General features: G+C 59.2%; 22 protein-coding genes, 1 tRNA gene and 1 riboswitch. Of the genes, 16 read left to right on the top strand and 7 right to left on the bottom strand.

Features of this window, described 5'->3' with window-relative positions; translation table 11 throughout:
• Positions 1-4: 4 nt before the first annotated feature.
• A tRNA-Ser gene (locus tag BJF91_RS18155) sits at positions 5-94 on the bottom strand.
• Positions 95-485: 391 nt separating this feature from the next.
• On the opposite strand from BJF91_RS18155, the gene rplU reads away from it, so the two are divergent.
• The 4 genes from rplU to BJF91_RS18135 all read left to right on the top strand — a co-directional run bounded on the left by rplU (position 486) and on the right by BJF91_RS18135 (position 2,458).
• Complete coding sequence (gene rplU, locus BJF91_RS18150) at positions 486-800, top strand: 50S ribosomal protein L21 (protein ID WP_075615932.1); 315 nt, start codon at positions 486-488, stop codon at positions 798-800.
• A gap of 38 nt (positions 801-838) precedes the next feature.
• Entirely contained in the window at positions 839-1,111 is a 273-nt protein-coding gene (rpmA, locus tag BJF91_RS18145; RefSeq protein ID WP_075615931.1) for a 50S ribosomal protein L27, read from the top strand.
• Positions 1,112-1,238: 127 nt separating this feature from the next.
• The gene (locus tag BJF91_RS18140; RefSeq protein WP_075615930.1) at positions 1,239-1,871 is read left to right on the top strand and encodes a GNAT family N-acetyltransferase; all 633 of its coding nucleotides are present in this window, start codon (positions 1,239-1,241) and stop codon (positions 1,869-1,871) included.
• Complete coding sequence (locus BJF91_RS18135) at positions 1,871-2,458, top strand: GNAT family N-acetyltransferase (RefSeq protein ID WP_075615929.1); 588 nt, start codon at positions 1,871-1,873, stop codon at positions 2,456-2,458. Before BJF91_RS18140 ends, BJF91_RS18135 begins: the two co-directional genes overlap by 1 nt.
• Positions 2,459-2,496: 38 nt before the next feature.
• Here BJF91_RS18135 and BJF91_RS18130 read toward each other — a convergent pair whose 3' ends face one another.
• Positions 2,497-3,357, bottom strand: a complete 861-nt coding sequence (locus BJF91_RS18130; protein ID WP_075616093.1) for an endonuclease/exonuclease/phosphatase family protein — start codon at positions 3,355-3,357, stop codon at positions 2,497-2,499.
• A gap of 82 nt (positions 3,358-3,439) precedes the next feature.
• Here BJF91_RS18130 and obgE point away from each other — a divergent pair, with 82 nt between their 5' ends.
• The 8 genes from obgE to bfr all read left to right on the top strand — a co-directional run bounded on the left by obgE (position 3,440) and on the right by bfr (position 10,082).
• Positions 3,440-4,522: a GTPase ObgE gene (gene obgE / locus BJF91_RS18125; RefSeq protein WP_075615928.1), complete on the top strand. Its 1,083-nt coding sequence runs from the start codon at positions 3,440-3,442 to the stop codon at positions 4,520-4,522.
• The gene (gene proB, locus BJF91_RS18120) at positions 4,519-5,685 is read left to right on the top strand and encodes a glutamate 5-kinase (RefSeq protein WP_075615927.1); all 1,167 of its coding nucleotides are present in this window, start codon (positions 4,519-4,521) and stop codon (positions 5,683-5,685) included. Before obgE ends, proB begins: the two co-directional genes overlap by 4 nt.
• Complete coding sequence (locus BJF91_RS18115; RefSeq protein WP_075615926.1) at positions 5,678-6,961, top strand: glutamate-5-semialdehyde dehydrogenase; 1,284 nt, start codon at positions 5,678-5,680, stop codon at positions 6,959-6,961. The genes proB and BJF91_RS18115 overlap by 8 nt, the downstream gene beginning before the upstream one ends.
• Positions 6,936-7,616: a nicotinate-nucleotide adenylyltransferase gene (locus BJF91_RS18110; RefSeq protein WP_075615925.1), complete on the top strand. Its 681-nt coding sequence runs from the start codon at positions 6,936-6,938 to the stop codon at positions 7,614-7,616. The genes BJF91_RS18115 and BJF91_RS18110 overlap by 26 nt, the downstream gene beginning before the upstream one ends.
• Before the next feature lie 84 nt (positions 7,617-7,700).
• Positions 7,701-8,114, top strand: coding sequence for a ribosome silencing factor (gene rsfS / locus BJF91_RS18105; RefSeq protein WP_075615924.1), 414 nt, complete (start codon positions 7,701-7,703; stop codon positions 8,112-8,114).
• 230 nt (positions 8,115-8,344) lie between these two features.
• Positions 8,345-8,827: a 23S rRNA (pseudouridine(1915)-N(3))-methyltransferase RlmH gene (gene rlmH / locus BJF91_RS18100; protein ID WP_075615923.1), complete on the top strand. Its 483-nt coding sequence runs from the start codon at positions 8,345-8,347 to the stop codon at positions 8,825-8,827.
• 132 nt (positions 8,828-8,959) lie between these two features.
• Positions 8,960-9,271 carry a (2Fe-2S)-binding protein gene (locus BJF91_RS18095; RefSeq protein ID WP_075616092.1) on the top strand — a complete coding sequence of 104 codons (312 nt, stop codon included), beginning with the start codon at positions 8,960-8,962 and terminating at the stop codon, positions 9,269-9,271.
• 325 nt (positions 9,272-9,596) lie between these two features.
• On the top strand, positions 9,597-10,082 hold the full coding sequence (gene bfr / locus BJF91_RS18090; protein ID WP_075615922.1) for a bacterioferritin: 486 nt from the start codon (positions 9,597-9,599) through the stop codon (positions 10,080-10,082).
• Positions 10,083-10,158: 76 nt separating this feature from the next.
• On the opposite strand, the gene htpG is transcribed toward bfr, so the two are convergent.
• Positions 10,159-12,090 carry a molecular chaperone HtpG gene (gene htpG / locus BJF91_RS18085; RefSeq protein WP_075615921.1) on the bottom strand — a complete coding sequence of 644 codons (1,932 nt, stop codon included), beginning with the start codon at positions 12,088-12,090 and terminating at the stop codon, positions 10,159-10,161.
• Positions 12,091-12,545: 455 nt separating this feature from the next.
• Between htpG and BJF91_RS18080 the strand changes: the two genes are divergently transcribed.
• Positions 12,546-13,403 (top strand): RNA polymerase factor sigma-32, encoded by an 858-nt coding sequence (locus BJF91_RS18080; RefSeq protein WP_075615920.1) that lies wholly within the window; start codon positions 12,546-12,548, stop codon positions 13,401-13,403.
• A gap of 63 nt (positions 13,404-13,466) precedes the next feature.
• On the opposite strand, the gene BJF91_RS18075 is transcribed toward BJF91_RS18080, so the two are convergent.
• From BJF91_RS18075 to thiB, 4 genes are all read right to left on the bottom strand, one after another.
• Positions 13,467-15,005, bottom strand: a complete 1,539-nt coding sequence (locus BJF91_RS18075) for a M48 family metalloprotease (RefSeq protein WP_456061817.1) — start codon at positions 15,003-15,005, stop codon at positions 13,467-13,469.
• A 315-nt stretch (positions 15,006-15,320) separates the two neighbouring features.
• Entirely contained in the window at positions 15,321-16,061 is a 741-nt protein-coding gene (gene thiQ / locus BJF91_RS18070; RefSeq protein WP_075615919.1) for a thiamine ABC transporter ATP-binding protein, read from the bottom strand.
• On the bottom strand, positions 16,058-17,689 hold the full coding sequence (gene thiP / locus BJF91_RS18065; RefSeq protein ID WP_075615918.1) for a thiamine/thiamine pyrophosphate ABC transporter permease ThiP: 1,632 nt from the start codon (positions 17,687-17,689) through the stop codon (positions 16,058-16,060). The genes thiQ and thiP overlap by 4 nt, the downstream gene beginning before the upstream one ends.
• Positions 17,690-17,696: 7 nt before the next feature.
• Positions 17,697-18,665, bottom strand: a complete 969-nt coding sequence (gene thiB / locus BJF91_RS18060) for a thiamine ABC transporter substrate binding subunit (protein ID WP_075616090.1) — start codon at positions 18,663-18,665, stop codon at positions 17,697-17,699.
• Positions 18,666-18,789: 124 nt separating this feature from the next.
• Positions 18,790-18,898, bottom strand: a riboswitch (TPP riboswitch).
• Between the two features lie 248 nt (positions 18,899-19,146).
• Between thiB and BJF91_RS18055 the strand changes: the two genes are divergently transcribed.
• From BJF91_RS18055 to BJF91_RS18045, 3 genes are all read left to right on the top strand, one after another.
• Positions 19,147-19,884, top strand: coding sequence for a hypothetical protein (locus BJF91_RS18055; protein WP_075615917.1), 738 nt, complete (start codon positions 19,147-19,149; stop codon positions 19,882-19,884).
• A gap of 119 nt (positions 19,885-20,003) precedes the next feature.
• Positions 20,004-21,776 carry an ABC transporter ATP-binding protein/permease gene (locus BJF91_RS18050; RefSeq protein ID WP_075615916.1) on the top strand — a complete coding sequence of 591 codons (1,773 nt, stop codon included), beginning with the start codon at positions 20,004-20,006 and terminating at the stop codon, positions 21,774-21,776.
• 356 nt (positions 21,777-22,132) lie between these two features.
• The gene (locus BJF91_RS18045; protein WP_075615915.1) at positions 22,133-22,420 is read left to right on the top strand and encodes a hypothetical protein; all 288 of its coding nucleotides are present in this window, start codon (positions 22,133-22,135) and stop codon (positions 22,418-22,420) included.
• Positions 22,421-22,567 lie beyond the last annotated feature (147 nt).

The following is a 22,567-nucleotide window of genomic DNA, read 5'->3' as shown; positions in this document are numbered from 1 at the left end:
ACCATGGCGGAGAGGGTGGGATTCGAACCCACGATACGGTTGCCCGTATGCCGCATTTCGAGTGCGGTGCTTTCGACCACTCAGCCACCTCTCCGGTCACATTGGTCGGCGCTCGGTGGCGCGGGCTGTCTCTTAGCGGCGAATGCTGGGGCTGGCAAGAGCGAAAAATGCAGAATTTCGAGCGTGATGCGCGGTTGCCTGGTTTTGGCTGTTGCCCGAAAGCCAAAGGTGCTGGCTGAAGTGCGGGCGGGTTTGCCTGATGGTCATAGATTTACAGGTGTCTGCCTTGACAGTCACGCGCTTGTCACGTATGCGACGAGCGACTTTAGGTAGGAGTGCCCGGATTAGGGCTTTTATCTACATTCGCTTTCCGTCTTCGGGAAGATCCACCGGCGGGTTTTCAACGACCTGCTCTCCGACTGACAAAAAGACGGTCGTCCGGCAATTGCTGGTCAGAACCGGAAACGAACATGAAAGGATAAAAAATGTTCGCAGTCATCAAGACCGGCGGTAAGCAGTACCGCGTAGTCGCCAACGACGTGCTGACCATCGAAAAGCTGGAAGCCGACGCAGGCGCAACTGTAGAATTCACCGAAGTTCTCGTGGTCGGCGTTGGTGCCGATGCGACGATCGGTGCGCCTTTCGTTGCTGGTGCAACGGTCAAGGCTGAAGTGGTCGAGCATAACCGTGGCAAGAAGGTGATCGCGTTCAAGAAGCGTCGTCGCCAGAATTCCAAGCGGTCGCGCGGTCATCGTCAGCACCACACCGTCGTGCGCATCACTGACATCGTCGCTGCCTAATCGGTCAACGGGAAACTAGGGTTTAAAGGAGAACTCCAATGGCACATAAAAAAGCTGGCGGTTCATCGCGCAACGGTCGCGATTCGAATTCCAAGCGCCTTGGCGTGAAGAAGTTCGGCGGCGAAGTCGTCATTCCAGGCAACATTATCGTTCGTCAGCGCGGCACGCAGTGGCATCCCGGCGCCAATGTCGGCATGGGCAAGGATCATACGATCTTCGCACTCACCGCTGGCAATGTGAACTACCGTACGAAGTCCAACGGCCGCGTATTCGTGTCCGTTATGCCGAAAACGGCGGAAGCCGCAGAATAAAGCCGGTGATCTTTCAACAGCCGGCGTCTCATCGACCCGGCTGAGCTTATAGGTTCAGTCAAGACAAAAGGGAAGATGAGGCGCCACCTCTCTTCCCTTTTTCTTTACCTCCAAAGGAGACTGAACCATGGAACGTTTATTATTGCGGGAGGACCAATTACGGTCGCCCGAAGACCGGTTGAGGCCGGATCGGATACGGAGCAGTTGCCCCGTCCTATTGTCGCAGCGGCTCGTCATGCGCGCCCCGCACGTAGAAGACATCGACGCCCTTACCCATCTCGCCAATAACGCCGCCGTTGCGACCATGGTGTCGCGCATGCCTCACCCTTACACGGCCGCAGACGCCGCGGATTTCGTGCGACGTTCCAATCTCGGCGAGATCGGTAAATGCGTCTATGCCATCACAAAGGGTGAAAACGGCGAGTTTCTCGGTTGTTGCGCGCTGGAGCCGCATACCGATCTGGAGACATTGGAAATCGGCTATTGGCTGGGTCAGCCCTATTGGAACCAGGGCTATGCCACCGAAGCTGCTCACGCGCTGATCGACATGGCGTTCCGCACCCGCGATATCGCTTTCATCGATGCGCGGTGCCGGGTCACCAATGTCGCCGCGCGCCGGGTAATCCAGAAATGCGGTTTCCAATTCCAGGGCTCAGGCATGGTCGGCCATCTCGCCGCCCGTGGCATGGTGCCTGTCGAATGGTATCGGCTGGACCGCAAGACCTGGATGTCGCTGAAGAGCTGGGGGGAGATGCGGTGATGACGGCTCTGCAAAAGCCCCGCCCAGCGGCGGCAGCACCATCGCTCGGCCCTTGCCCGGTTATCGAAACGTCGCACTTGACCTTGCGTCCGCACCGGCTTGCCGATGCGGACGCTATGGCCCAATCGCTGAATGATTGGCGGGTCACGCGCATGCTGAGCCGGGTACCGATGCCCTATGACAAGCAGGATGCTTGCGATTGGCTCAATCGGACAGGTGCTGGCGTCACGCGCGATTGGCACCTGGCGATCACCGCCGGCGACGACGTCCATATCGGCATGGTCGCACTCGAACTGCGGCATGGGCAATGGCATCTCGGCTATTGGCTAAACCGCTTCTACTGGGGCAAGGGGTTGATGAGCGAGGCGACGGCTGCGGCCGTCGACCGGTTCTTCCGGCGTATGCCGGAGGTGGATCTCTATTCAGGCGCCTTCGCCGACAATGGCGCCTCGCTAAAGATCCAGGACAAGCTCGGGTTCACGCTCACGCGCTGTGCCGATCTCTACAGCCTGTCGCGAAACGCAATGGCGCCGCATATTGAGACACGGCTGACGCAGGATGCTTTCCAGCGGGCAAGAAGCCTTTGAAAAAGGGGACGGCAGATCACTGATCCGCCGTCCCGATATTACGTCAGTTCCACCCATACCGGAAAATGGTCCGAACCGACGGCATTGGTGTCGACATGGGCAGACTTTAACCGTGGGGCCAGTGATCCGCTCAGGAAGCAGTAATCGAGATGCATGCGGCGTTCCGGATGTCCGGTTTCCTCCCAGCTATAGCAGCCGGGCGTCAGTTTCCCGAGGCGGGCGAGCGCGTCCAGAGGCACGTCGGCGCGGGCCGTGTGGCCGTAATAGGCGTCTTCGATGCCGGTCATTTCGACATATTCGAGCGATCCCGGCTGCATGTTGAAATCGCCGAGCAGCAGAAAATCCTCGGGCAGCGGCGGTTGCGGCAGGCCGAACTCCTCGCCGCCGGTTATCGCACCGCCCTCCTGGATGAAGTTGATGGCACGTTCTTTGAGGTAGCGGATCTGGGTGATACGTTCACTTGGCGCGACATGATCGAGATGGACGGAATAGACCCGCAACGGGCCGCCGGGCGCATCGATCACTGCCTCGGTCGCGGCGCGCTGGGTATTGAGCTTTTCGAAGGTGCGGGTGCGCGGCAAAAGCAGCATCCGGTTAGCGAGGATAGGCCAGCGCGAGAGGATCATGTTACCGAATTGGTACCGCTTGTCGACGCGGCGGCCTTTGATCAGGGCGGAGGAAGCATGCAGATCGCAGGCGGGGCCATAGACCCAGTGGTAGTCCGGAAAGTGGTTGGCAAAGATCTCCGGCAGGTCGGCACCCCCATTGGCGGGCGAGCCGCGGGTGACCTCTTGAAGGGCGATAACGTCGGCGTTCTCGATGTTCGCGGCGATCCTGATGGGATCGAATTTCCCGTCCAGACCCATGCCGTATTGGATATTGTAACTCACGAAACGCACGATACTCTTTGACCTCCGCGTCAAGCGGCGATAACGATGGCCGCAATTCAAGGTATCCTGGCACAGGAAGCACGACAGTCCCATGAAATTTCTCGACGAAGCCAAAGTTTACATCCGTTCCGGCGATGGCGGCGCAGGTGCCGTGTCCTTCCGTCGTGAGAAATTCATCGAATTCGGCGGACCTGATGGCGGCGATGGCGGTCGTGGTGGCGATGTCTGGGTGGAGGCGGTCAACGGTCTCAACACGCTGATCGACTTCCGCTTCCAGCAGCATTTCAAGGCCTCTGTGGGCACCCATGGCATGGGGCGTAACCGCACCGGCGCCAATGGCGATCATGTGACGCTCAAAGTGCCTGTCGGCACCCAGATCTTCGAAGAGGATGGCGAGACACTGATCATCGACATGGTCGTGGAAGGCCAGCGCTTCCGTCTGGCCGCCGGCGGCAATGGCGGCTTCGGCAACGCGCATTTCAAATCTGCGACCAACCAGGCGCCTGACTGGGCCAATCCTGGCCTCGAGGGCGAAGAAAAGACCATTTGGCTGCGGCTGAAGCTGATTGCCGATGCCGGTCTTGTTGGCTTGCCCAATGCCGGCAAATCGACCTTCCTCGCTGCTGTTACCCGTGCGCGGCCGAAGATCGCAAACTATCCCTTTACGACGCTGCATCCCAATCTTGGTGTGGCGACCGTGGACGAGCGCGAATTCATTCTCGCCGATATTCCGGGCCTGATCGAAGGTGCCCATGAAGGCGTCGGTATCGGCGACCGATTCCTCGGCCATGTCGAGCGCACCCGGGTGCTGCTGCATCTTGTCTCCGCCCAGGAAGAGGATGTTGCGCTTGCCTATAGGACCGTGTCCCATGAACTGGAAGCTTACGACGGCGGGCTGGAAGACAAGCCCGAGATCGTTGCATTGTCTCAGATCGATGTGCTCGACGAAGATGAGCTGAAGAAGAAGGCGAAGGCTCTGCAAAAGGCCTGCGGCAAGAAGCCGATGCTGATCTCTGCCATTACCGGCAAGGGCATGCTTGAGGTGCTGCGCGCGCTGCGCGATGTGATTGTCGAAAACCGTCGCTATGACGACGAGACGATTTCGCAGCGGCCGAAAAAGCAGCGCCACAAGCTGGAAGACCGGCTCGAGGAAAGCGAGGAGGATGAGGAATGAGCGCACCGCTTGCCTCTCTTTCCGGCTATAAGCGGATCGTCATCAAGATTGGCTCGGCGCTGCTGGTCGATCGTGGTGCCGGGCTGAAACATGCCTGGCTCGATGCTGTCTGTGACGATATCGCGGCATTGAGGGCCAAGGGTGTTGAGATCCTCGTCGTGTCATCTGGTGCCATTGCGCTTGGCCGCACGGTGCTGAAGCTGCCGTCAGGCGCGTTGAAGCTCGAGGAAAGCCAAGGGGCTGCAGCGGTAGGGCAGATCGCGCTTGCTCGGCATTGGTCGGAGAGCCTGTCGCGTTCGGATATCGTGGCAGGTCAGATCCTGCTCACGCTTGGCGATACCGAAGAGCGCCGCCGCTATCTCAATGCCCGTGCTACGATCAACCAGTTGCTGAAGCTCGGTGCCGTGCCGATCATCAACGAAAACGATACGGTGGCGACGACGGAGATCCGCTATGGCGACAATGATCGCTTGGCGGCGCGCGTTGCGACCATGACCGGCGCGGATCTCCTGATCCTGCTTTCCGATATAGACGGCCTTTATACCGCTCCGCCGCATCTCGACCCGGAGGCGAAACTGTTGCCGGTGATCTCTGAAATCACGCTGGAAATCGAGGCGATGGCGGGCGGTGCCGCATCCGAATTGTCGCGTGGAGGCATGCGCACCAAGATCGATGCCGGAAAGATTGCCACCGGTGCCGGCTGCGCCATGATCATTACATCGGGCAAGCTTCTGCATCCGCTCAAGGGCATCGACGAAGGGGCCGCTCATTCCTGGTTTGCGCCCTCGGCCATGCCGGTTACCGCGCGCAAGACGTGGATTGCCGGCCAATTGCAGCCGGCTGGTATTCTCACCGTCGATGCGGGTGCGGAAACCGCGCTCAGGGCCGGCAAGAGCCTGCTTCCGGCTGGCGTGCGTGAAGTTGCCGGCCAGTTTCATCGCGGCGATACGATTTCGGTGATCGGCCGCGAAGGCCGGGAGATCGCGCGCGGCCTGGCAGGCTATGACGCAGATGAAGCGAGGCGGATTGCCGGTCACAAATCGGCGGAAATCGAGGCATTGCTCGGCTATGCCGGCCGTGCGGCAATGATCCACCGCGACGATCTCGTCATGACCGAAACGGCCGGAAAGACGATACGAAAGAAGGACGAAGCCCATGCTTGATGCGGTTGCCAAAGCGAATGGTATCGAAGCGTTGATGCTGGAAATCGGCGCCAAGGCCAAGGCCGCGGCGCGACCGCTTGCCGTGGCGTCGACGCAGCAGAAGAACGCTGCCCTTCTTGCGATGGCGCAGGCGATCATCGAGCGGAAGGCCGAGATCTTGGCCGCCAACGCCATCGACCTGAAGGCTGCTGCCGAGGCTGGCTTGAGCTCTTCCCTGGTCGACCGTTTGACGCTCAACGACGCGCGCGTAGACGGCATGGCCCAGGGCTTGCGCGAGGTGGCGGCGCTGAAAGATCCGGTTGGCGATGTTATCGATGCTTGGGATCGTCCTAACGGTTTGAAGATCGAGCGGGTGCGCACGCCGCTCGGCGTCATCGGAGTGATCTACGAAAGCCGCCCCAATGTGACGGCCGATGCCGGTGCGCTTTGCCTCAAATCCGGCAATGCCGTCATTCTGCGCGGCGGTTCAGATTCGGTGCATTCGTCGCGCGCAATTCACACCTGCCTTGTGGAGGGTTTGAAAGCGGCTGGACTGCCGCAAGAGGCTATTCAACTGGTGCCGGTCACGGATCGGGCGGCTGTTGGCGCTATGCTGACCGGGTTAAACGGCAGCATTGACGTGATCGTGCCGCGCGGCGGCAAGAGCCTGGTTGCGCGCGTTCAGGCGGATGCGCGGGTGCCTGTGTTCTCGCATCTGGAAGGGATTTGCCACGTCTATGTCGATGGTTCGTCCGATCTCGACATGGCCAAGCGCATTGTCGTCAATGCCAAGATGCGCCGTACCGGCATTTGCGGCTCAGCGGAGACGCTGCTGATCGACAGTGCCGCTATCGGCAGCCATCTGATGCCTATCCTGGAAGCGCTGACTGAAGCCGGCTGCGAAATCCGTGCGTCTGCGACAGTGCTGAAGGTGTTTCCGGGCTTTAAGCCGGCGGTGGATGAGGATTGGCGCACGGAATATCTCGATGCGATCATTTCCGTGGCCGTCGTCGACGGGATCGGCGGGGCGATCGATCATATCGCCCGCTATTCCTCCAATCACACCGAAGCTGTCATTGCCGAAGACCCTGAAGTGGTCGAGCGGTTCTTCAACGAGATCGACTCGGCCATCCTGGTCCACAATGCCTCGACACAGTTTGCCGATGGCGGTGAATTCGGCATGGGAGGAGAAATCGGCATCGCGACTGGCAAAATGCACGCGCGCGGTCCCGTTGGGGTCGAGCAATTGACCTCATTCAAGTACCGCGTGCATGGCACCGGGCAGATCAGGCCCTGATGTGGACCATGCCGTGACCGAGGATGTGACCCACCCTGATGTGGCGGGACGTTACCTGCGTATGCCGCACACGGAGCGCGGCATGGTGGTCGGCCTGTTTGGCGGATCGTTCAATCCCCCGCACCAGGGACATGTGCTGGTGGCGGAAATCGCCTTGCGCCGGCTCGGGCTCGACCAGCTCTGGTGGATGGTAACCCCGGGGAATCCCCTGAAGAGCCGTAGCCAGTTGGCGCCACTTGCCGAGCGATTGGCGCTGTGCGAGGCCATGGCCGAAGATCCGCGACTGAAGGTGACAGCCTTTGAGGTCGGGCTTGGAAACAGTTATACCGCTCATACGCTTGAATATGTGAAGCGGCTCAATCCGCATGTGCATTTCATCTGGATCATGGGCGCCGACAACCTGCGCTCGTTCCATCACTGGCAGAACTGGCAGAAAATCGCCATGACCTTCCCGATCGCGGTGATTGATCGTCCCGGCGCAACACTCGCTTACCTTTCGTCGAAGATGGCCCAGCGGTTCGATTTTGCACGTGTCGATGAAAGCGATGCCGGCGTGCTTTGGCGCCGACAGGCGCCGGCCTGGACCTTCATTCATGGGCCGCGCTCCACCTTGAGCTCCACGGCGCTTCGCAAGGTCCCCGTCTTGAAAGATTAACTATTCGATGCCACCTTAACAGTGACCAGTGGCAATGGTTGTCACTGAGTCGCTTCGTGCTGTTACTCACGGAAAGGACAAACTCTGACAACAGTACACACCAAGGGCCGCGTCTCCATCGCGATCCCGAAAAGCCCGGAACGTGGCGTCGATGCCGCAGCCCGCGCGCTTGAGCTGGTCCTCACGAGCCTTGAGGACTCGAAAGCAGAAGATATCGTCTCTATCGACATCGCTGGGAAATCCGCGCTGGGCGACTACATGGTGGTCGTGTCCGGTCGCTCTTCCCGTCATGTCGTGGCGATCTGCGAACATCTCGTTTCCGATCTTAAGGATGAAGGTCTTGGCGCACCGCGCGTAGAAGGCCTCGAGACCGGCGACTGGGTGTTGATCGACGCCGGAGACATCATCGTGCACGTCTTCCGCCCCGAAATCCGCGAGTTCTACAACATCGAAAAGATGTGGGCCGCGCCGGATATCGAGGAAAGCCGCCTGCACTGACAGAGTTCGAGCCACCATAAGGCGGCCTCGATCATGTCAAACACGACACGAACAGCACTTGCGTCCGAACGGATGCAGGAAGGCCGATGTGTCGACTAAAAGCGGGTCTGAGCCCTGATTGGCATTGCCGATTTTGGGCGTGCAAGACTTTGGCACTATAGCTGGCAGCACTCGTCGCTGCGGCAAGCTTGTTTTGTGCGCTTCGCTTCAGGACCCTAAAGAGGATTGGGATGCGGATAGGCATCATTGCCGTCGGCCGGTTGAAAGCCGGGCCTGAAAAAGATCTCGTGTCCCGCTATCTGGACCGTTTCGCCAAGGCAGGGCCGGCGAGCGGATTGGAATTTGCGCGCGTCAGCGAACTCACCGAGAGTCGGGCCTCCAACGCGGCGACCCGCAAGCGTGAAGAGGCGGCGCAAATCGAAAAGGCCATGCCTGACAATCCCCTGGTGATCGCGCTCGATGAGCGCGGCAAGAGCTGGGACAGCCAGGAATTCGCCACCTATCTCGGTGACCACAAGGATCGCGGGCGGCGTGACATGGTGATCGTCATCGGCGGTGCCGACGGGCTCGATCCTGATTTCCGCGATCGTGCCGATCTCAACCTCAATCTCGGCCGTATGACCTGGCCGCACCAGATGGTGCGGATTATGCTCGCCGAGCAGCTCTACCGAGCCGTCACGATTCTTTCCGGCCACCCTTATCACCGGTCCTGATCAGAGGCTGGTCATATTTTTGAACGGTCGTGACCCCACATCCGCGTGATCTTCAGCTTTTTTCTTGACAGAGCCTGTCTTGTTTAGCCATAAAACGAGACAGTGAATGTCATGTTTGACGGACTGAAGCCGATGTTGGTATGCAGCTGTAATTTCATCACCGAACAGGAAATCCGCGACACGATCACGGCCTTCCTGGAAGAAGACTGTTGGCAGCTGATCGTGCCTGCAAAAGTCTATCATGCGATGGAAAAGCGCGGCCGTTGCTGCGGCTGTTTCCCGAACGTCGTTGATATTATCGTTTCCACAACCCAGGCCTTCCACGCCAAGCGCGCCAGCGACGATGAAAAGGTCGTCGATTTCATGGAGCGCCTGAAGCGTTTCCAGGAAGAACAGAAGAACGAGTTGATCGAGCGTCGCAATCGCGTCAACCGTACCGCATGACATTGGCGCTGGTTGCATGGGAATATTTGTCGCGCTTAGCGTAAATATCCTCAGCCTTTCAAGCGGTTGTCTTTTTCATCTATCACGCTGATCTGTTGCCAACCCCGCCATTGAGCGGGGTTTTTGCATGCATGCGTGATCCGAGTTTTTGGAATCATTCTAAAAAATACTCTCGACTTGATGACCCAATCCTGCTTTTATCGGCGCCTCGGCAAATCGCTGGCGCGAGACGCCGCGTGCTGTAAACTGTGACACGTTACTCACGATCAGGCACCGATGGCGGCGCGGTCATGTGGGCGAGTTTTTTGAAAATAGGGGTTTTGCCATGAAGGGCGATGCAAAAGTAATTGAACGTTTGAACCAGGCTCTGTTCCTGGAACTGGGCGCCGTAAATCAGTATTGGCTGCATTACCGTCTTCTAGAAGACTGGGGCTACACCAAGCTCGCCAAGAAGGAACGGGCAGAATCAATCGAGGAAATGCAGCACGCCGACAAGCTCGTCGCGCGCATTATCTTCCTGGAAGGTCATCCGAACCTGCAGACGCTCGCACCGCTGCGTATCGGTCAGAATGTCAAGGAAGTGCTGGAAGCCGACTTGGCTGGCGAATACGACGCCCGCGCGGCCTACAAGGAATCCCGTGACATCTGTTATCAGGCTGGTGATTACGTCAGCATGAAGCTGTTCGAACAACTGCTGATGGATGAGGAAGGTCATATCGACTTCCTCGAAACACAGCTCGAGCTGTTCTCCAAGCTCGGCGCCGAGAAATACGGTCAGCTCAATGCTGACTCCGCCGACGCTGTAGAATAATTCAAGCTCAATTGAAAAAGGCCCGGCTTGCTCACGCAGGCCGGGCCTTTTTTGTGATGCCTATATCTGCCGCTTGTCAGGCGCCGAGTGCTTTTTCAAGCAGCCGGCCCATGCGTTCGGCAAAGGCGCGAGCATCGGCTGGCTTTTCGCCATCAAGGATGCGTGCCTGGTCGTAGAGCAGGTGAATGGCATCGTTCTGCAGGGCAGGCGCATGCTTTGCGTGGGCCATGGCCTTAACCAGGGCATGGTCCGCATTCAGTTCGAGCACCGGCTTAGACGTAGATGCCAACTGGCCGGCTCCTGCCAGGATCTTCTCCAGCTGCCGGTCGTAGCCGGTTTCTGCCGCGACCAGGCAAACGGGGCTTTCCGTCAACCGGTCGGAGGCTCGTACGTCGGCAACGTCATCCTTCAACTCTTCCTTGGCAAGCACCAGGAAGGCGGCAATATCGGCCTTTGCCTCTTCCGGCTTGTCTTCACCATCCTTGGATGCGCCGTCCGGCTTGGCAAATTTGGCCAGATCGGCGGCACCCTGGCTGACGGACTTCAGCGTCTTGCCCTCGAAATCAGGGGCATTCATCACCCAGAAACTGTCGACCTGATCGGATAGCAGCAGCACCTCGATACCGCGAGCGCGGAACCCTTCCAGCTGCGGCGACGCCTTGATCTGCTCCAGGCTGCTGCCGGTCAGGTAATAGATCGTATCCTGTTCCGGCTTCATGTCCTTAACGTAGTCGGCCAGGCTGCGCAGGTCTTCACCTGACGTCGTGGTCCGGAAGCGGGCAAGGCCGAGCAACTGGCTGCGCCGCTCGAAATCCTCGTAAATCCCTTCTTTTAGCACGGCGCCGAAATTCTGCCAGACCGTCAGATAGGTTTCCGGCTCGCTCTCGGCCAGCTTCTCAAGCGCAGTCAGGACGCGGTTGGTGACGCCCTTGCGAATGGCTGACAGGATCGGGCTTTCCTGGATCATTTCCCGCGATACGTTGAGCGGCAGATCGGCTGTGTCGACCAGGCCACGCACGAAGCGCAGATAGCGCGGCAGAAGCTCGGCATCGTCGGTAATGAACACGCGCTTTACGTAGAGCTTGATGCGACCCTTGCGATCAGGATCGAACAGGTCGAACGGCGGTGTGCCGGGTACAAAGGCCAGCGTGCGGTAATCATGCCGGCCTTCGGCGTGGAAATGCACCGTCAGGGCCGGCTCGTCATACTGCCCGGAGATGCCGCGATAGAAATCGGCGTAGTCTTCCTTGCTGATCTCGGATTTGGAGCGGGTCCAGAGCGCCGACCCATCGGTGATGTTCACCGGTTCTGCGCCTGGTTTTTCGATCAGCGAAATCGGAACGGGAACATGGCCGGACTGCTGCTTGACGATCCGCTCGACCTGATGGCGCGAGGTATAATCCTTTGCCTCTTCCATCAGATGCAGGGTGATGCGGGTGCCCCGCGCGGGTGCGCTGGCTGCATCCAATTCGCTGATCGAGTAGCTGCCCTTGCCGTCGGAGGACCACATCCAGGCCTGCGCTTCGCCGGCGCGACGGGTGGCGACATCGACGCGATCGGCGACCATGAAGCAGGAATAGAAGCCGACGCCGAACTGGCCGATGAGCTGCGCACCACCGTTCGCACCCTCCTCCTGCGCCTTGCTGGCTTCGATCTTTTCCATGAAGGCGCGGGTGCCGGAACGGGCAATCGTACCGAGCGCCTCGACCAGCTCCCCGCGGCTCATGCCGATACCGTTATCTTCGACGATCAGTTGCCGCTGTTCGGCGTCCAGCAGCAGCCGGATGCGCGGATCCGGATCCTCCGCCAGCAGGCCTGGCGTGGTGATGGCTTCGTAGCGCAGCTTCTCGCAGGCATCGGCGGCATTCGACACCAGTTCCCGTAGGAACACGTCCTTATCCGAGTAGACCGAGTGTACCATCATATGCAGAAGACGGGCCACATCGGCTTCGAACACATGCTGTTCTGCGGTGGTCGTGGCCGATTTTTCGGCGGGTTCTGTCGACATTGTATCTTCCCCGTATCGCTCAAACACTGCGGGCCGCGCTGAGCCGTTTATTCTCGAGAATAGGCCCTGCAGTTGATAAGTTTCGCGGACGTCCGGCACGGTTGCACCAGCTGCCCGCAGCGCGCCAGAGGTGGCGAAAGATCAGAGGAAATTCAAGGCCCAATCGCGTGGACGCCTGCGGGTGCCAGCAAATTTTCAGAAGAAACAATAATCGGCGCCTATAGGGCGCACTTAACAGATTGTCCACGTCACCGACGGAACAAATTTCACTTTAGCCCGTTGAACGCGGGTCGGCATAGACGAACGCCATCACATTAGCGAGCTCTACATCAGAAATGGAGCGCAGTGATCCGTTTGGCAAGTGCCAGCGTAAAAGATTGAAACAGTTATTGTCATGGTTTCAAACGTTGAATTTCTCTCGGCCGCGATCTTCGGTCGCGCACATGGAGGTTGTGATGAATTCCCTACAAGCCGACAAGAAGCTTATCCGGATTGCAATGGCAGCGCCTTATCTGGAGCGCCAGGAAGAACACGACCTGGCGGTGCGCTGGAAACACAGCAACGACCAGGCCGCTCGCAACCGTATTGCCCATGCCCATATGCGTCTGGTCATCGCCATGGCATCGAAGTTTCGAGGATTTGGCCTGCCGCTCGGTGACCTCATCCAAGAAGGGTATATAGGGCTGCTGGAAGCTGCGGCAAGGTTCGAGCCGACCAGGGAAGTGCGTTTTTCAACCTATGCCGGCTGGTGGATCCGAGCTTCCATGCAGGATTACATCTTGCGGAACTGGTCTATCGTTCGCGGCGGGACGAGTTCTTCGCAGAAGGCGCTGTTTTTCAATCTGCGTCGCCTGCGTGCCAAACTTGCCCAAGGTGACAAGCGGCTGACCGATCAGGCCATTCATCAGGAAATTGCCACTGCACTTGGCGTCAGCCTTGCCGATGTCCAGTCGATGGATGCCCGTCTTTCGTCCAATGATACGTCGCTGCAGGCACCGATTTCCAACAATGGCGAAGAAGGTGCGGAGCGGCTGGACATGCTGGCCAGCGACGACCCGACCCCGGACGAGCAGGTATCCGACATGATCGATACCGAACGCCGTCTAGACTGGCTGCGCGGCGCTATGAGCCATCTCAACGAGCGGGAAACGCGCATCATCCGCGCCCGGCGCCTGTCGGAGGATAGTGCTACCCTTGAAGAGCTTGGCTGCGAACTCGGCATTTCCAAGGAACGGGTCCGTCAGATCGAGACCCGTGCTATGGAAAAGCTGAAGGTAGCACTGGTTCAGGCCAATCCGCAGATGGTGGCCTGAGCACTTCTTTGCTTCGATTTCAGAACTGAATTTGGTTTAAAGGCGGGTCGTTCCCGCCTTTTTTCATTCCGAGATGATCTTCACCCGGCTTCCCGGCGTGAGCGTTTGCCCGGCGGGAATGGCGTTCAGCACCTTGAACAGTTCGAGCTTCCTGTCGGTGCCCATCATTCGGGCAGACAGGGTGGCGAGCGTATCGCCGGATGCGACGGTGACCACGCGCACGCGCAGCGGCTTCAGCGTTTTTGCTTCCTCGGGCGTAATCCGCCGGAAAGTCGCGCGCAGCAGATCTGCGGTTGGCGCCAACTGGTCGCTACCCTTGGGCACAGCGGTCAGGAAGCGGAAGATCTGGTTGCCGAGACGCACGACCGTCACATCGAAGTCCCAGCGGTCGGCAGTGGCGCGCGCAGTTGCCGCCTCCATGCCGTTGATCTTGGTCTCACGGATGCTGTCAGCCACCAGGCCGGTTACCCAGCCGCTTGAGATATAATTGGTCAGGCTGCGGTTTTGAGTATCGGCCACGCCATCGAACCGGATAGCGACATCGCCTGGGCCGGTGGCCATGACGGCCTCGACCTTGTTGTCGATCTGGAACCCATCCGGCACATCGAAGCGGATGCCAAGCCCGCCATGCAGGAAGGTGCGGCCGCGCACATAGCCCTCTTGCGGGCTGTCGCCGTAGAGCATGCCGTCAATGCCATCAAGGAAGTAATCGCGGCCCTTGTCGCCGGTCGTTCCGTCGGGACCGAAGGCACGCGCGTGATCGCGGGCAAGTTCCACCCGCTGCGGCGTGCTCGGATGGCTGGACAGGAAGTCCATGCTCTGGTCGGCATTGGGGTCTGCGGAGCTGTAATGCTGGTAGGCGGCCATGGAATCAAGGAAGCGCGCCGCCGCATAGGGGTCGTAGCCGGCTTCCCCAAGCGTACGCACGCCGATCGTATCGGCCTGTAACTCCTGTTGGCGCGAGAAGGCTGCAAGCCGCAGCTTGCCGCGAGCGAGCGCCTGCTTGCCGGCGAGATCGCTGGAGAGCACTTCGGCCACAACCCGGCTGGCAATCACCTCGGCTTCTTCGCGCCGCTGCCGCTCGATGCCGTGGTTGGCGGTGACATGGGCCATCTCATGAGACAGCACGGCTGCAACTTCGGAGGCATCATTGGCAAGTGCCAGCAGGCCGCGCGTGACGTAGAGATAGCCGCCCGGCAGCGCAAAGGCGTTGATGGCAGGCGAATTGAGAATGGTGATGCGGTAGGACTGCTGCGGATTTTCGGAAACGACCGTCAAGGCGCCTGCGATTTTAGCCACCAGCCGCTCGGTCTTCTCGTCATGATATTCGCCGCCATAGCTCGCCACGATGCGCGGGTGCTCGCGCGCGCCCATCTGGGCGCGAGGATCGTCCTTTTGCACTTCCTGGACGATCTGCGGCGATGACGAGGGCGAGAGATTGGGCTGGTAGGACTGCTCGTACATGGATTGGCAGCCGGATAGCGACAGCGCCGCGGCAAAACCAATGCTCAGCCGCAGGGCCGTACCGACTCTGGCGCCCGGACGCAGCTGTCCTGCGACCAGCCGTGCGGTCTGCCGGGTGCCGTTCCGTGCCGGTGCCATCGGGATCATCTTGCAGCGCATCCTTGAACCGTCTTCGTCCCCTTGAACTTCAGCGCCTGCACGCCTTGCCGGCTTCGGCAAAGCAGGGGCCCAACGATTTTTCTCCAAATCCTTAACAGCATATTATTGATTTGGATAAAACTGCGCACTGCACAAGATCAGTCATTTGGATAAGAAAATGTTAATGATGGCATTGATTTGTGCATATTCGATCCACGCCATGACATCAGGTCGCGTCGAAATAATGGCCGAGAGCATTGTCAGGAAAGCGGGAATCGATTTTCAAACCGGCGCAATGCGCCAAAGAAGCTATAGCTAATCCCTGCGATGATAAGGGCCAAGAAAAGTCGCAATCGCTGCCGGACCCTCGCCGGAGAGAAAGCGCTTTGTATTGCAGTGCATTAGAATTTTACCCTGATCGAGAAACAACACGTCTTCTGCCAGTCGCTGCACATCCTGCGGATCATGGGTTACGATCAGCACACTCTGGCGGGTCTCGCGCTGCAATTCGATGAGAAGGTCAGCCATGCTGGCGCGTAGGCCCGGATCGAGAGCCGCAAAGGGTTCGTCCAGCAGCAGGATCGGCTTGCGCCGCACCAGCGCTCTGGCAAAGGCTGCGCGCTGACGTTCTCCGCCTGATAGTGTCGATGGCTTGCGTTTCTCGAAGCCGGCAAGACCGACGCGCTGCAGCGCCTGGCTCACCGCCTGTTTATCCTCGGCGGTCAACCGCAAGGAGGGATCGATGCCAAGGCCGATATTGGTGGCGAGATCGAGATGGGCAAACAGATTATGATCCTGAAAGACCAGCGAGACTGGCCTTGCTGCGGGTGGAAGCCCGGTTACGTCTTTGCCGCAAATCCGGATTCGCCCGGTCTCCGGTTGCTCGAAACCGGCAATCAGGTTGAGCAGGGTGGACTTGCCGGAACCGGACATGCCGGCGATGGCGGTCATTTTGCCGGGCGTGACGCTGAGATCAAAGGCAAAGTCCTGGCCGCCAAGTCGTAGCGTGACATCGTCGAGAGCGATAATCGCGTCTGTCTTATCGCTGTCTCTCATGATCGATCCCTTTCTTTCCCACCTGCCGTACCGACCACCGTCAGCACGAGGCAGACAAGACCAAGCACCAGCGCCAGTCCATCGGCATCGGCTGTGCGGTAGCTGCCCATGCGGCTATAGATCAGCCAGGGAAGGGTGACTAGCGCATCGGCGCCAAACAGGGCGACAGCCCCGAGGTCACCAAGCGACAGGGCCATCGCGAATGACAGCGCCGTTAGCAGGGGGCGGCGCAGACCCGGCCAATCGACATGGCGCAGCTTTGCAAAGCCGGCAAGGCCGAGGCTTTCGGCCAGGCGCGCTGTGCGCTGGCGATGGCTGGCAAGGGCGGGGGTGAGCACCCGCATGGTGAAGGGCAGGGCCATGATGGCATTGATCGCCACCACCACCGCCGCGACCACGACAGGTGCCGTCGAAGGCGAAGGGCTGCCAAAGCGGCGCAACAGCAGGAACCAACCGGTCGCCAGCACGATCGCCGGCACCAGCAGCACCAGCGATGCGGTAGCGCCGATCAACCGTGATAGACCGGCAGCGGCAAACCCTCCATGGCGCAACGCCGCCAGCGCCGTGCGGGATCGAATGAAGAGGAGGCTAAGGCCGAGGGCAACGAGACCAGCCGGCGCGGCAATCGCAAGGCTTGTGGCCATAGCGCGCCAGAGAGCTTGGTCGTTGAGCAAACGGCCAAGATCGGCTTTCAGCCCCGCGATGACGATTTCGGCAAACGGTGCGATCAGGAACAGGCTGGCTATGACAAGCACTGTTGCGTCGCGGCATCGTGCCGACCATGGGGTGCCGTCGAGCCGCAAGATCGGCTTGTTATCGTCGATGGTCCTGTCATCGACGGATGGGAGCAGTGACAGCAGCGCGAGCAGAGTGGCGGTGACGGCAAGTTGCAGAGCAGCGAGCGATACGGCGCGCGACGGATCGAAATCGAAGCGTAGCGCCTGGTAGATCGCGACTTCCAGTGTCGTTGCGCCCGGCCCGCCGCCAAGCGTTAGGACCAGGGTGAAACTGGTGGCGCAGAGCATGAAGATCAGACCGGCGATGCCAGGGAGCAGGCCGCGCAGCGCCGGCCATTCGACCCTGCGGAAGATCGGCCCCGAACCCATGCCAAGGCTGGCGGCCATGCGCCAGTAGTCGGGCGGCACCCGCTCAAGTCCCGCCAGCAGCAGGCGCGTTGCCAGCGGCATGTTGAAAAACACATGCGCCAGGAGAATGCCGGAAAGGCCGTAGATGCTGACTGGCGTTTCGCGGCCCAGCGTGGCCAGCAGTCGATTGGCGAGACCATTGTGGCCCCAAATGCCGATCAGGCCGAGTGCGCCGATCAAGACCGGCAGGCCCATCGGTAGCGCCATCAGCCGGATTAGCCACCGCCGCCCGAAAAACTGCCTTTGCCGGGCAAGGGCGAGCGCTACGGGCAGCGCAAAGGCGAGCGACAGCAGCGTCGACAGCGACGCCTGCACAAGGGTGAAGCGCAGGATGGACAGCGTGTAGCTGTCCGACAGCGTCGGCATGGTGCCGCCGGTGGCAGCAAGCAGCGAGAAGACGGCCGATCCGATAAAGCCGAACAACCCGGCTAGGCCGATCACCCCGCCTGCAATCGGCCTCATATGGGCGCGCGCGCCAGCCATAGCGGCGTTATTTTGCCGCCATGGCCGCCTGCCATTCCGCGATCCAGGCCTTGCGATTGGCAGCGACCTCCTCCGGGCTCATCAAGAAGGTCTTCGACGGCTGTACCAGATGGTTGAAGGCGTCCGGCAGCGGCGTCGAGGTCTTCGTCACCGGCATCATCCAGTTGTTCGTCGGGATTTCGTCCTGGAAGCCTGTGGTCAGCATGAATGTCAGGAACTCTTGCGCCAATTGCTTGTTCTTGGCGTTCTTCAGCAGGCCAGCGACTTCGATCTGGATATAGTGGCCTTCGAGGAAGGAGGCGGCCTGATAGCGATCGGTCTTCTCCGCGACGATGTGATAGGCCGGCGACGTGGTGTAGGAAAACACCATCGGCACTTCACCCTTGGTGAACAGGCCATAGGCTTCCGACCAGCCCGGGGTGACGGTCAGCACCCGGTTCTTGAGCTTGGCCCAAGCCGCCGGTGCGTCCTTGCCATAGACAGACTTGACCCAGAGGAGCAGGCCGAGGCCTGGCGTCGAAGTACGGGGGTCTTCGATGACGATCTTCTGGGACGGGTCGCCCTCGACCAGATCTTTCAGGCTTTTCGGCGGGTTCTTGATCGTCTGGGTGTCATAGACGACGGCGAAGTGGCCATAGTCGTAGGGCACGAAGATATCGTCCTTGAAGCCGCCGGGCACCTGAGCCTTTGAGGTGTCGATGCCATGCGGGGCAAACAGACCGGTCTGCTTGGCTTCCTCGACAAGATTTGTGTCAAGCCCGAGTGCCAGATCCGCTTGGCTGGACGCGCCTTCGAGCTTCAACCGGTTGAGCAGGGCGACGCCATCTTCCAGACCGACGAAGTTGACGGTGCAGCCGCAGGTCTTTTCGAACGTAGCCTTCACCTTCGGGCCAGGACCCCATTCGGAGATGAAGCTTTCATAAGTGTAGATGGTCAACACCTTGTCTTCGGCGCGGGCCGCGGGGGCGCCGGCCATAACGGCTGCAAACAGCGCGGTTGCAGCGCCATAGCCAAAGCGGCCAAATCTAAGACGGGGCAGGGACAGCACGGCCATGGGCCTTTTCTCCTCAAATAGTTTCAAGACGGGGAAAAGGCGGCGTGACAGCAGCGCATCTAATCCCTCCGCCGGTGTTAGCCGGATCAGGTTCCGCGGGTTGGCGCTTTGGCCTCTCAGCAATGGCAGACTCCATTGCACCCCGTTAGATCTGAAGGAGGTTTAGCCACGCGGAAGGAAACTGACAAGGGGCGAAAATTATCGCTGGGAAGGTGTTGCGTATGCCCGGCGCGCTTTGGCAGTGCACTTTCATTTTGGAGCCTTTATAAGCAATACTCTACTAGCGCCATTTTTTGACGTAAATGAGATATTTCGTTGACGTCCTGTCCTGCCTTCTGGTTAACTGTCGGCGCTGCAGTTGGTTGAATATACTTTTTGCTTTGGGTGATGGAGGAGCACTGCCATGCCACTGGAAAAGAGCGATATTGATTTCGTATGCAACTCGGTCCGGTTCACGGGCAAATACACAGACCACGGCCAGACTTGGTCCGACCTTCAGATCATGACTCTTGCCAAGGCGAGGACCATGGATAAAGGAGGACGGGCAGAACAGTTCCTCAATCATTATCTTGCCGGTTCGGGCGAGCCGATTAATTTCTCGCTTAGGACATTGATGGAAGAAGACCCCGGGGTGCGTGCACGTATATTTGGCGCAATTAACGCCGCTCGGGCGCAAGCGAAGAAACCAGGCCTGGAGCATTCGCGGGACGCCCCGGTCTTATCTCAGCCATCTCCCGTATCATCAGGCAGCGTTGATATTCCTCAGAAATACTTTCAAAATCACGATTGGCAATTTGCGACCGGCTCATTGAACGTAAACTGGCAGTTCATTGAGGAGATCAGTCGTAATGGCGTCGTGATGATGAAGGTCGAGGTCTGGACTTCGAACATCTATCGTTGGCATCCAGAAGAAGCCAGGCGGACCCAATGTGTCCATCAGACGGCGGTCAATCTTCAAAATCCGAAACAGGAAAGTTACTTTCCGATAGACGAGAGCGTTCACGGGTCCGGAATGCTTCCAGGCCTGGTCACGCCGGACTATTCCAAAAAGAAGACCACGAACTATAAGCCAGCCAAAGATTTTTTGATGGTGGCGAAACCGGAAGCGATCCTCGTCCCCAAGGTGGCTCCCTCTCGTTGACACTGTTCGTATGTCACGGCTCATGATTTTGAGCGGCTTTTTCTGATTGGGCGGTAGCGCAAAAGCGCTATCGCGGGCATGATAGGAAACGGAACTTCCTTCATGGCCGACCAGCATTAATGATCGTATCTCAAGCTCAACTTCCGGATAACGAACCCGCCGCCCCGGACCTGACATTTGCCGAGCAGCTTCGCATGGCCGGCCAGTCCTTTTGGTCGAGCCATGTCCGGGGCCGGATCATTCTTCTGTCCCTGTCCTTGCTCGTGGTCATCCTGCTTTTGACCTACGGCCAGATCCTGCTCAATCGCTGGAACCAGCCTTTTTACAATGCGCTGGAAAATCGGGACTTGCCGGCCTTCTGGCTGGAATTGCGCAACTTCTTTTTCATTGCCGCCTTTCTTCTCGTCATCAATGTCGCGCAGACCTATTTTAGTCAGATGACCGCGCTCTACATGCGCGAAGGCCTTGCGCGTGACATGGTGGATCAATGGCTGAAGGGCAGGCGCGCTTATCGGCTATCGGTCTCCAGCCCGCTCGGCGTCAATCCCGACCAGCGTCTGCATGAAGATGCGCGCAAGCTCGCGGAATCCACGACATCGCTCTCCGTCGGCCTCGTTCAGTCTACCATCCTGCTGATCAGTTTCGTCAGCGTGCTTTGGAAATTGTCGGGCGATTTTTCTCTGCCGATCTTCGGCCACCAGATCGCCATTCCCGGCTATATGGTATGGGGCGCTTTGATTTATGCCGGCGGAGCGGCTGTCGCAAGCAATCTGGTTGGGGCGACGTTGACGCGTCTGAACGCGACCCGCTATGCCCGGGAAGCGGAGTTGCGTGCGGCACTGATGCGCGGCAACGAACATCTGGAGCCGATTGCGCTGGCGCGGGGCGAGGACGTCGAGCGAGCGCGCATTCATGCAACCATTGACCGGGTTCTCGCCATCATCCGCAAGCTGGCGGTCGCCTTGACCAATCTTACCTGGGTGTCGGCGGCCTTCGGCTGGTTGGCGCTGATCGTGCCTGTCCTGATTGCCTCTCCCGCCTATTTCGGCGGCACGATGACCTTCGGCGGCTTGATGATGGCGGCCTCTGCCTTTACCCAGGTCTATACGGCGCTGCGCTGGTATGTCGACAATTTCGGCGCCATAGCTGACTGGAAGGCCACCCTGCTGCGGGTGATGGTGCTGCGCGCCGCTCTGACAGAGCCTGATCTGACGGAGACGGTGGACGGTCAGATCCGGATCGAGGCCGGCAAGCCGGGCGAACTGTCCTTTGAGGATCTCTATATTCGCACCCCGGTCGAGGCCGAGGCCCATTGGGGCGGTTATCACCTCAAAGAAGAAAACCCTGTCATCCTCGCTGGCGAGCGGGTGATGGTCAATGGTGACCCGGGCATCAACCGGCGGCAATTCTTTAATGCCATCGCCGGGCTCTGGCCCTATGGCGAAGGGCTGATCCGCCTGCCGGAGGAGGATCACATTCTGTTTGTGCCGCAGACGCCCTACATGCCCGAGGGACGGCTGCGCGATATTCTCGCCTATCCCGAGGATGGCTCCGTCTACGGCGACGAGGCGATGGTGCTGGCGTTGAAAGCGGTCAAGCTTGGCAAGTTTGCGAGCGCGCTGGACGATCGCCAGCGCTGGGATCGGGTGCTGGACAAGGACGAACAGATGGCGCTGACCTTCGCGCATATCCTGTTGCGCAAGCCGCGCTGGGTAATTTTCAACGACGTGCTCGATGGCATCGAGCAGGAAACGGCTGTGGCGCTCAGCCAAGTCATGACGCAACTAAACGATGCGACGCTCATCTATATCGGTCGGGCGCAACGCTTTATCGATGCCGTATCACCGCGTATTCTGCATCTGGAGCGCATGGATGTGCCGGTGCCGGAGTGAGCATGCGCGCGGTCGACGCGAGTCGCCGTGAAATATTGGTGGACTCGTGGGTCCCGGCAGCTTACTGCATGACCATCGACCCATCTTAGGGTCTGAAGCGAATTGGCGCGGCTACATGCCGGCGACATTTTCGAATGGCGGCGCCACGTCTTGTCAGACATGGCATCGATCCTTGGCTCTTTATTGCGCCATGACAGACAGAAGAGACTGAGCGTTTCGTCGCTACGGTTTGTCGGTGACGGATGCGCGCCGGTTTTCCCGCAAAGACAAGCGAAAACACGTGAAATCTTGGACTGTCCGGTTCAAAGCGAACCGGACAGTCTTTGCCTATTTGAAACGACCTATAGAGGCTGGACATGATTGAATTGACCCCGACGCAGATCCGCGGATTGAAACTGGCCAAGGATGGCGATCTCCACCCGCAGCCGGCGAAGAAATGGACCCATCTCAACGCCGAAGTGACCTATTCCAAAACCGATCGCTTCAAGGAGCGCCCGCAGAAGATCAAGTTCCTGACGACAACGACGCTCAACGAACTGACCGAGTTCGGTTTGCTGGAACGTTGTAACACGGCCGACGAAGCCGATCAGGATTCGCGCCGCATCACCATGGCCGGCAAGATGTGGCTTCTGAAAACCAAGTGATTGGTGCTACCCGATGGTCAAGGCGGGTGCAGCGCCGCGCGTTTTATAAACGCGCAGAGGACGCTGTAACGCTTTAAATCTGCTGCATAATTTTCTCCTTAAATCGATTTCGATTTGAGGAATTACGCAGTAGCCGCCGCGACCGTC

Source organism: Gillisella taibaishanensis, assembly GCF_001938985.1.
Taxonomy (GTDB): Bacteria; Pseudomonadota; Alphaproteobacteria; order Rhizobiales; family Rhizobiaceae; genus Allorhizobium; species Allorhizobium taibaishanense.
The sequence above is the reverse complement of the archived record's forward strand: the minus strand, read 5'-3'. Positions and strand labels throughout refer to the sequence as shown.

What these genes read in the sequence shown, in the direction of transcription:
- rplU (WP_075615932.1), top strand. Translation starts at nt 486, where the DNA reads ATGTTCGCAGTCATCAAGACCGGCGGTAAGCAGTACCGCGTAGTCGCC.
- rpmA (WP_075615931.1), top strand. Translation starts at nt 839, where the DNA reads ATGGCACATAAAAAAGCTGGCGGTTCATCGCGCAACGGTCGCGATTCG.
- BJF91_RS18140 (WP_075615930.1), top strand. Translation starts at nt 1,239, where the DNA reads ATGGAACGTTTATTATTGCGGGAGGACCAATTACGGTCGCCCGAAGAC.
- BJF91_RS18135 (WP_075615929.1), top strand. Translation starts at nt 1,871, where the DNA reads ATGACGGCTCTGCAAAAGCCCCGCCCAGCGGCGGCAGCACCATCGCTC.
- obgE (WP_075615928.1), top strand. Translation starts at nt 3,440, where the DNA reads ATGAAATTTCTCGACGAAGCCAAAGTTTACATCCGTTCCGGCGATGGC.
- proB (WP_075615927.1), top strand. Translation starts at nt 4,519, where the DNA reads ATGAGCGCACCGCTTGCCTCTCTTTCCGGCTATAAGCGGATCGTCATC.
- BJF91_RS18115 (WP_075615926.1), top strand. Translation starts at nt 5,678, where the DNA reads ATGCTTGATGCGGTTGCCAAAGCGAATGGTATCGAAGCGTTGATGCTG.
- BJF91_RS18110 (WP_075615925.1), top strand. Translation starts at nt 6,936, where the DNA reads ATGGCACCGGGCAGATCAGGCCCTGATGTGGACCATGCCGTGACCGAG.
- rlmH (WP_075615923.1), top strand. Translation starts at nt 8,345, where the DNA reads ATGCGGATAGGCATCATTGCCGTCGGCCGGTTGAAAGCCGGGCCTGAA.
- BJF91_RS18095 (WP_075616092.1), top strand. Translation starts at nt 8,960, where the DNA reads ATGTTGGTATGCAGCTGTAATTTCATCACCGAACAGGAAATCCGCGAC.
- bfr (WP_075615922.1), top strand. Translation starts at nt 9,597, where the DNA reads ATGAAGGGCGATGCAAAAGTAATTGAACGTTTGAACCAGGCTCTGTTC.
- htpG (WP_075615921.1), bottom strand. Translation starts at nt 12,090, where the DNA reads ATGTCGACAGAACCCGCCGAAAAATCGGCCACGACCACCGCAGAACAG.
- BJF91_RS18080 (WP_075615920.1), top strand. Translation starts at nt 12,546, where the DNA reads ATGAATTCCCTACAAGCCGACAAGAAGCTTATCCGGATTGCAATGGCA.
- BJF91_RS18075 (WP_456061817.1), bottom strand. Translation starts at nt 15,005, where the DNA reads ATGGCACCGGCACGGAACGGCACCCGGCAGACCGCACGGCTGGTCGCA.
- thiQ (WP_075615919.1), bottom strand. Translation starts at nt 16,061, where the DNA reads ATGAGAGACAGCGATAAGACAGACGCGATTATCGCTCTCGACGATGTC.
- thiP (WP_075615918.1), bottom strand. Translation starts at nt 17,689, where the DNA reads ATGGCTGGCGCGCGCGCCCATATGAGGCCGATTGCAGGCGGGGTGATC.
- thiB (WP_075616090.1), bottom strand. Translation starts at nt 18,665, where the DNA reads ATGGCCGGCGCCCCCGCGGCCCGCGCCGAAGACAAGGTGTTGACCATC.
- BJF91_RS18055 (WP_075615917.1), top strand. Translation starts at nt 19,147, where the DNA reads ATGCCACTGGAAAAGAGCGATATTGATTTCGTATGCAACTCGGTCCGG.
- BJF91_RS18050 (WP_075615916.1), top strand. Translation starts at nt 20,004, where the DNA reads ATGATCGTATCTCAAGCTCAACTTCCGGATAACGAACCCGCCGCCCCG.
- BJF91_RS18045 (WP_075615915.1), top strand. Translation starts at nt 22,133, where the DNA reads ATGATTGAATTGACCCCGACGCAGATCCGCGGATTGAAACTGGCCAAG.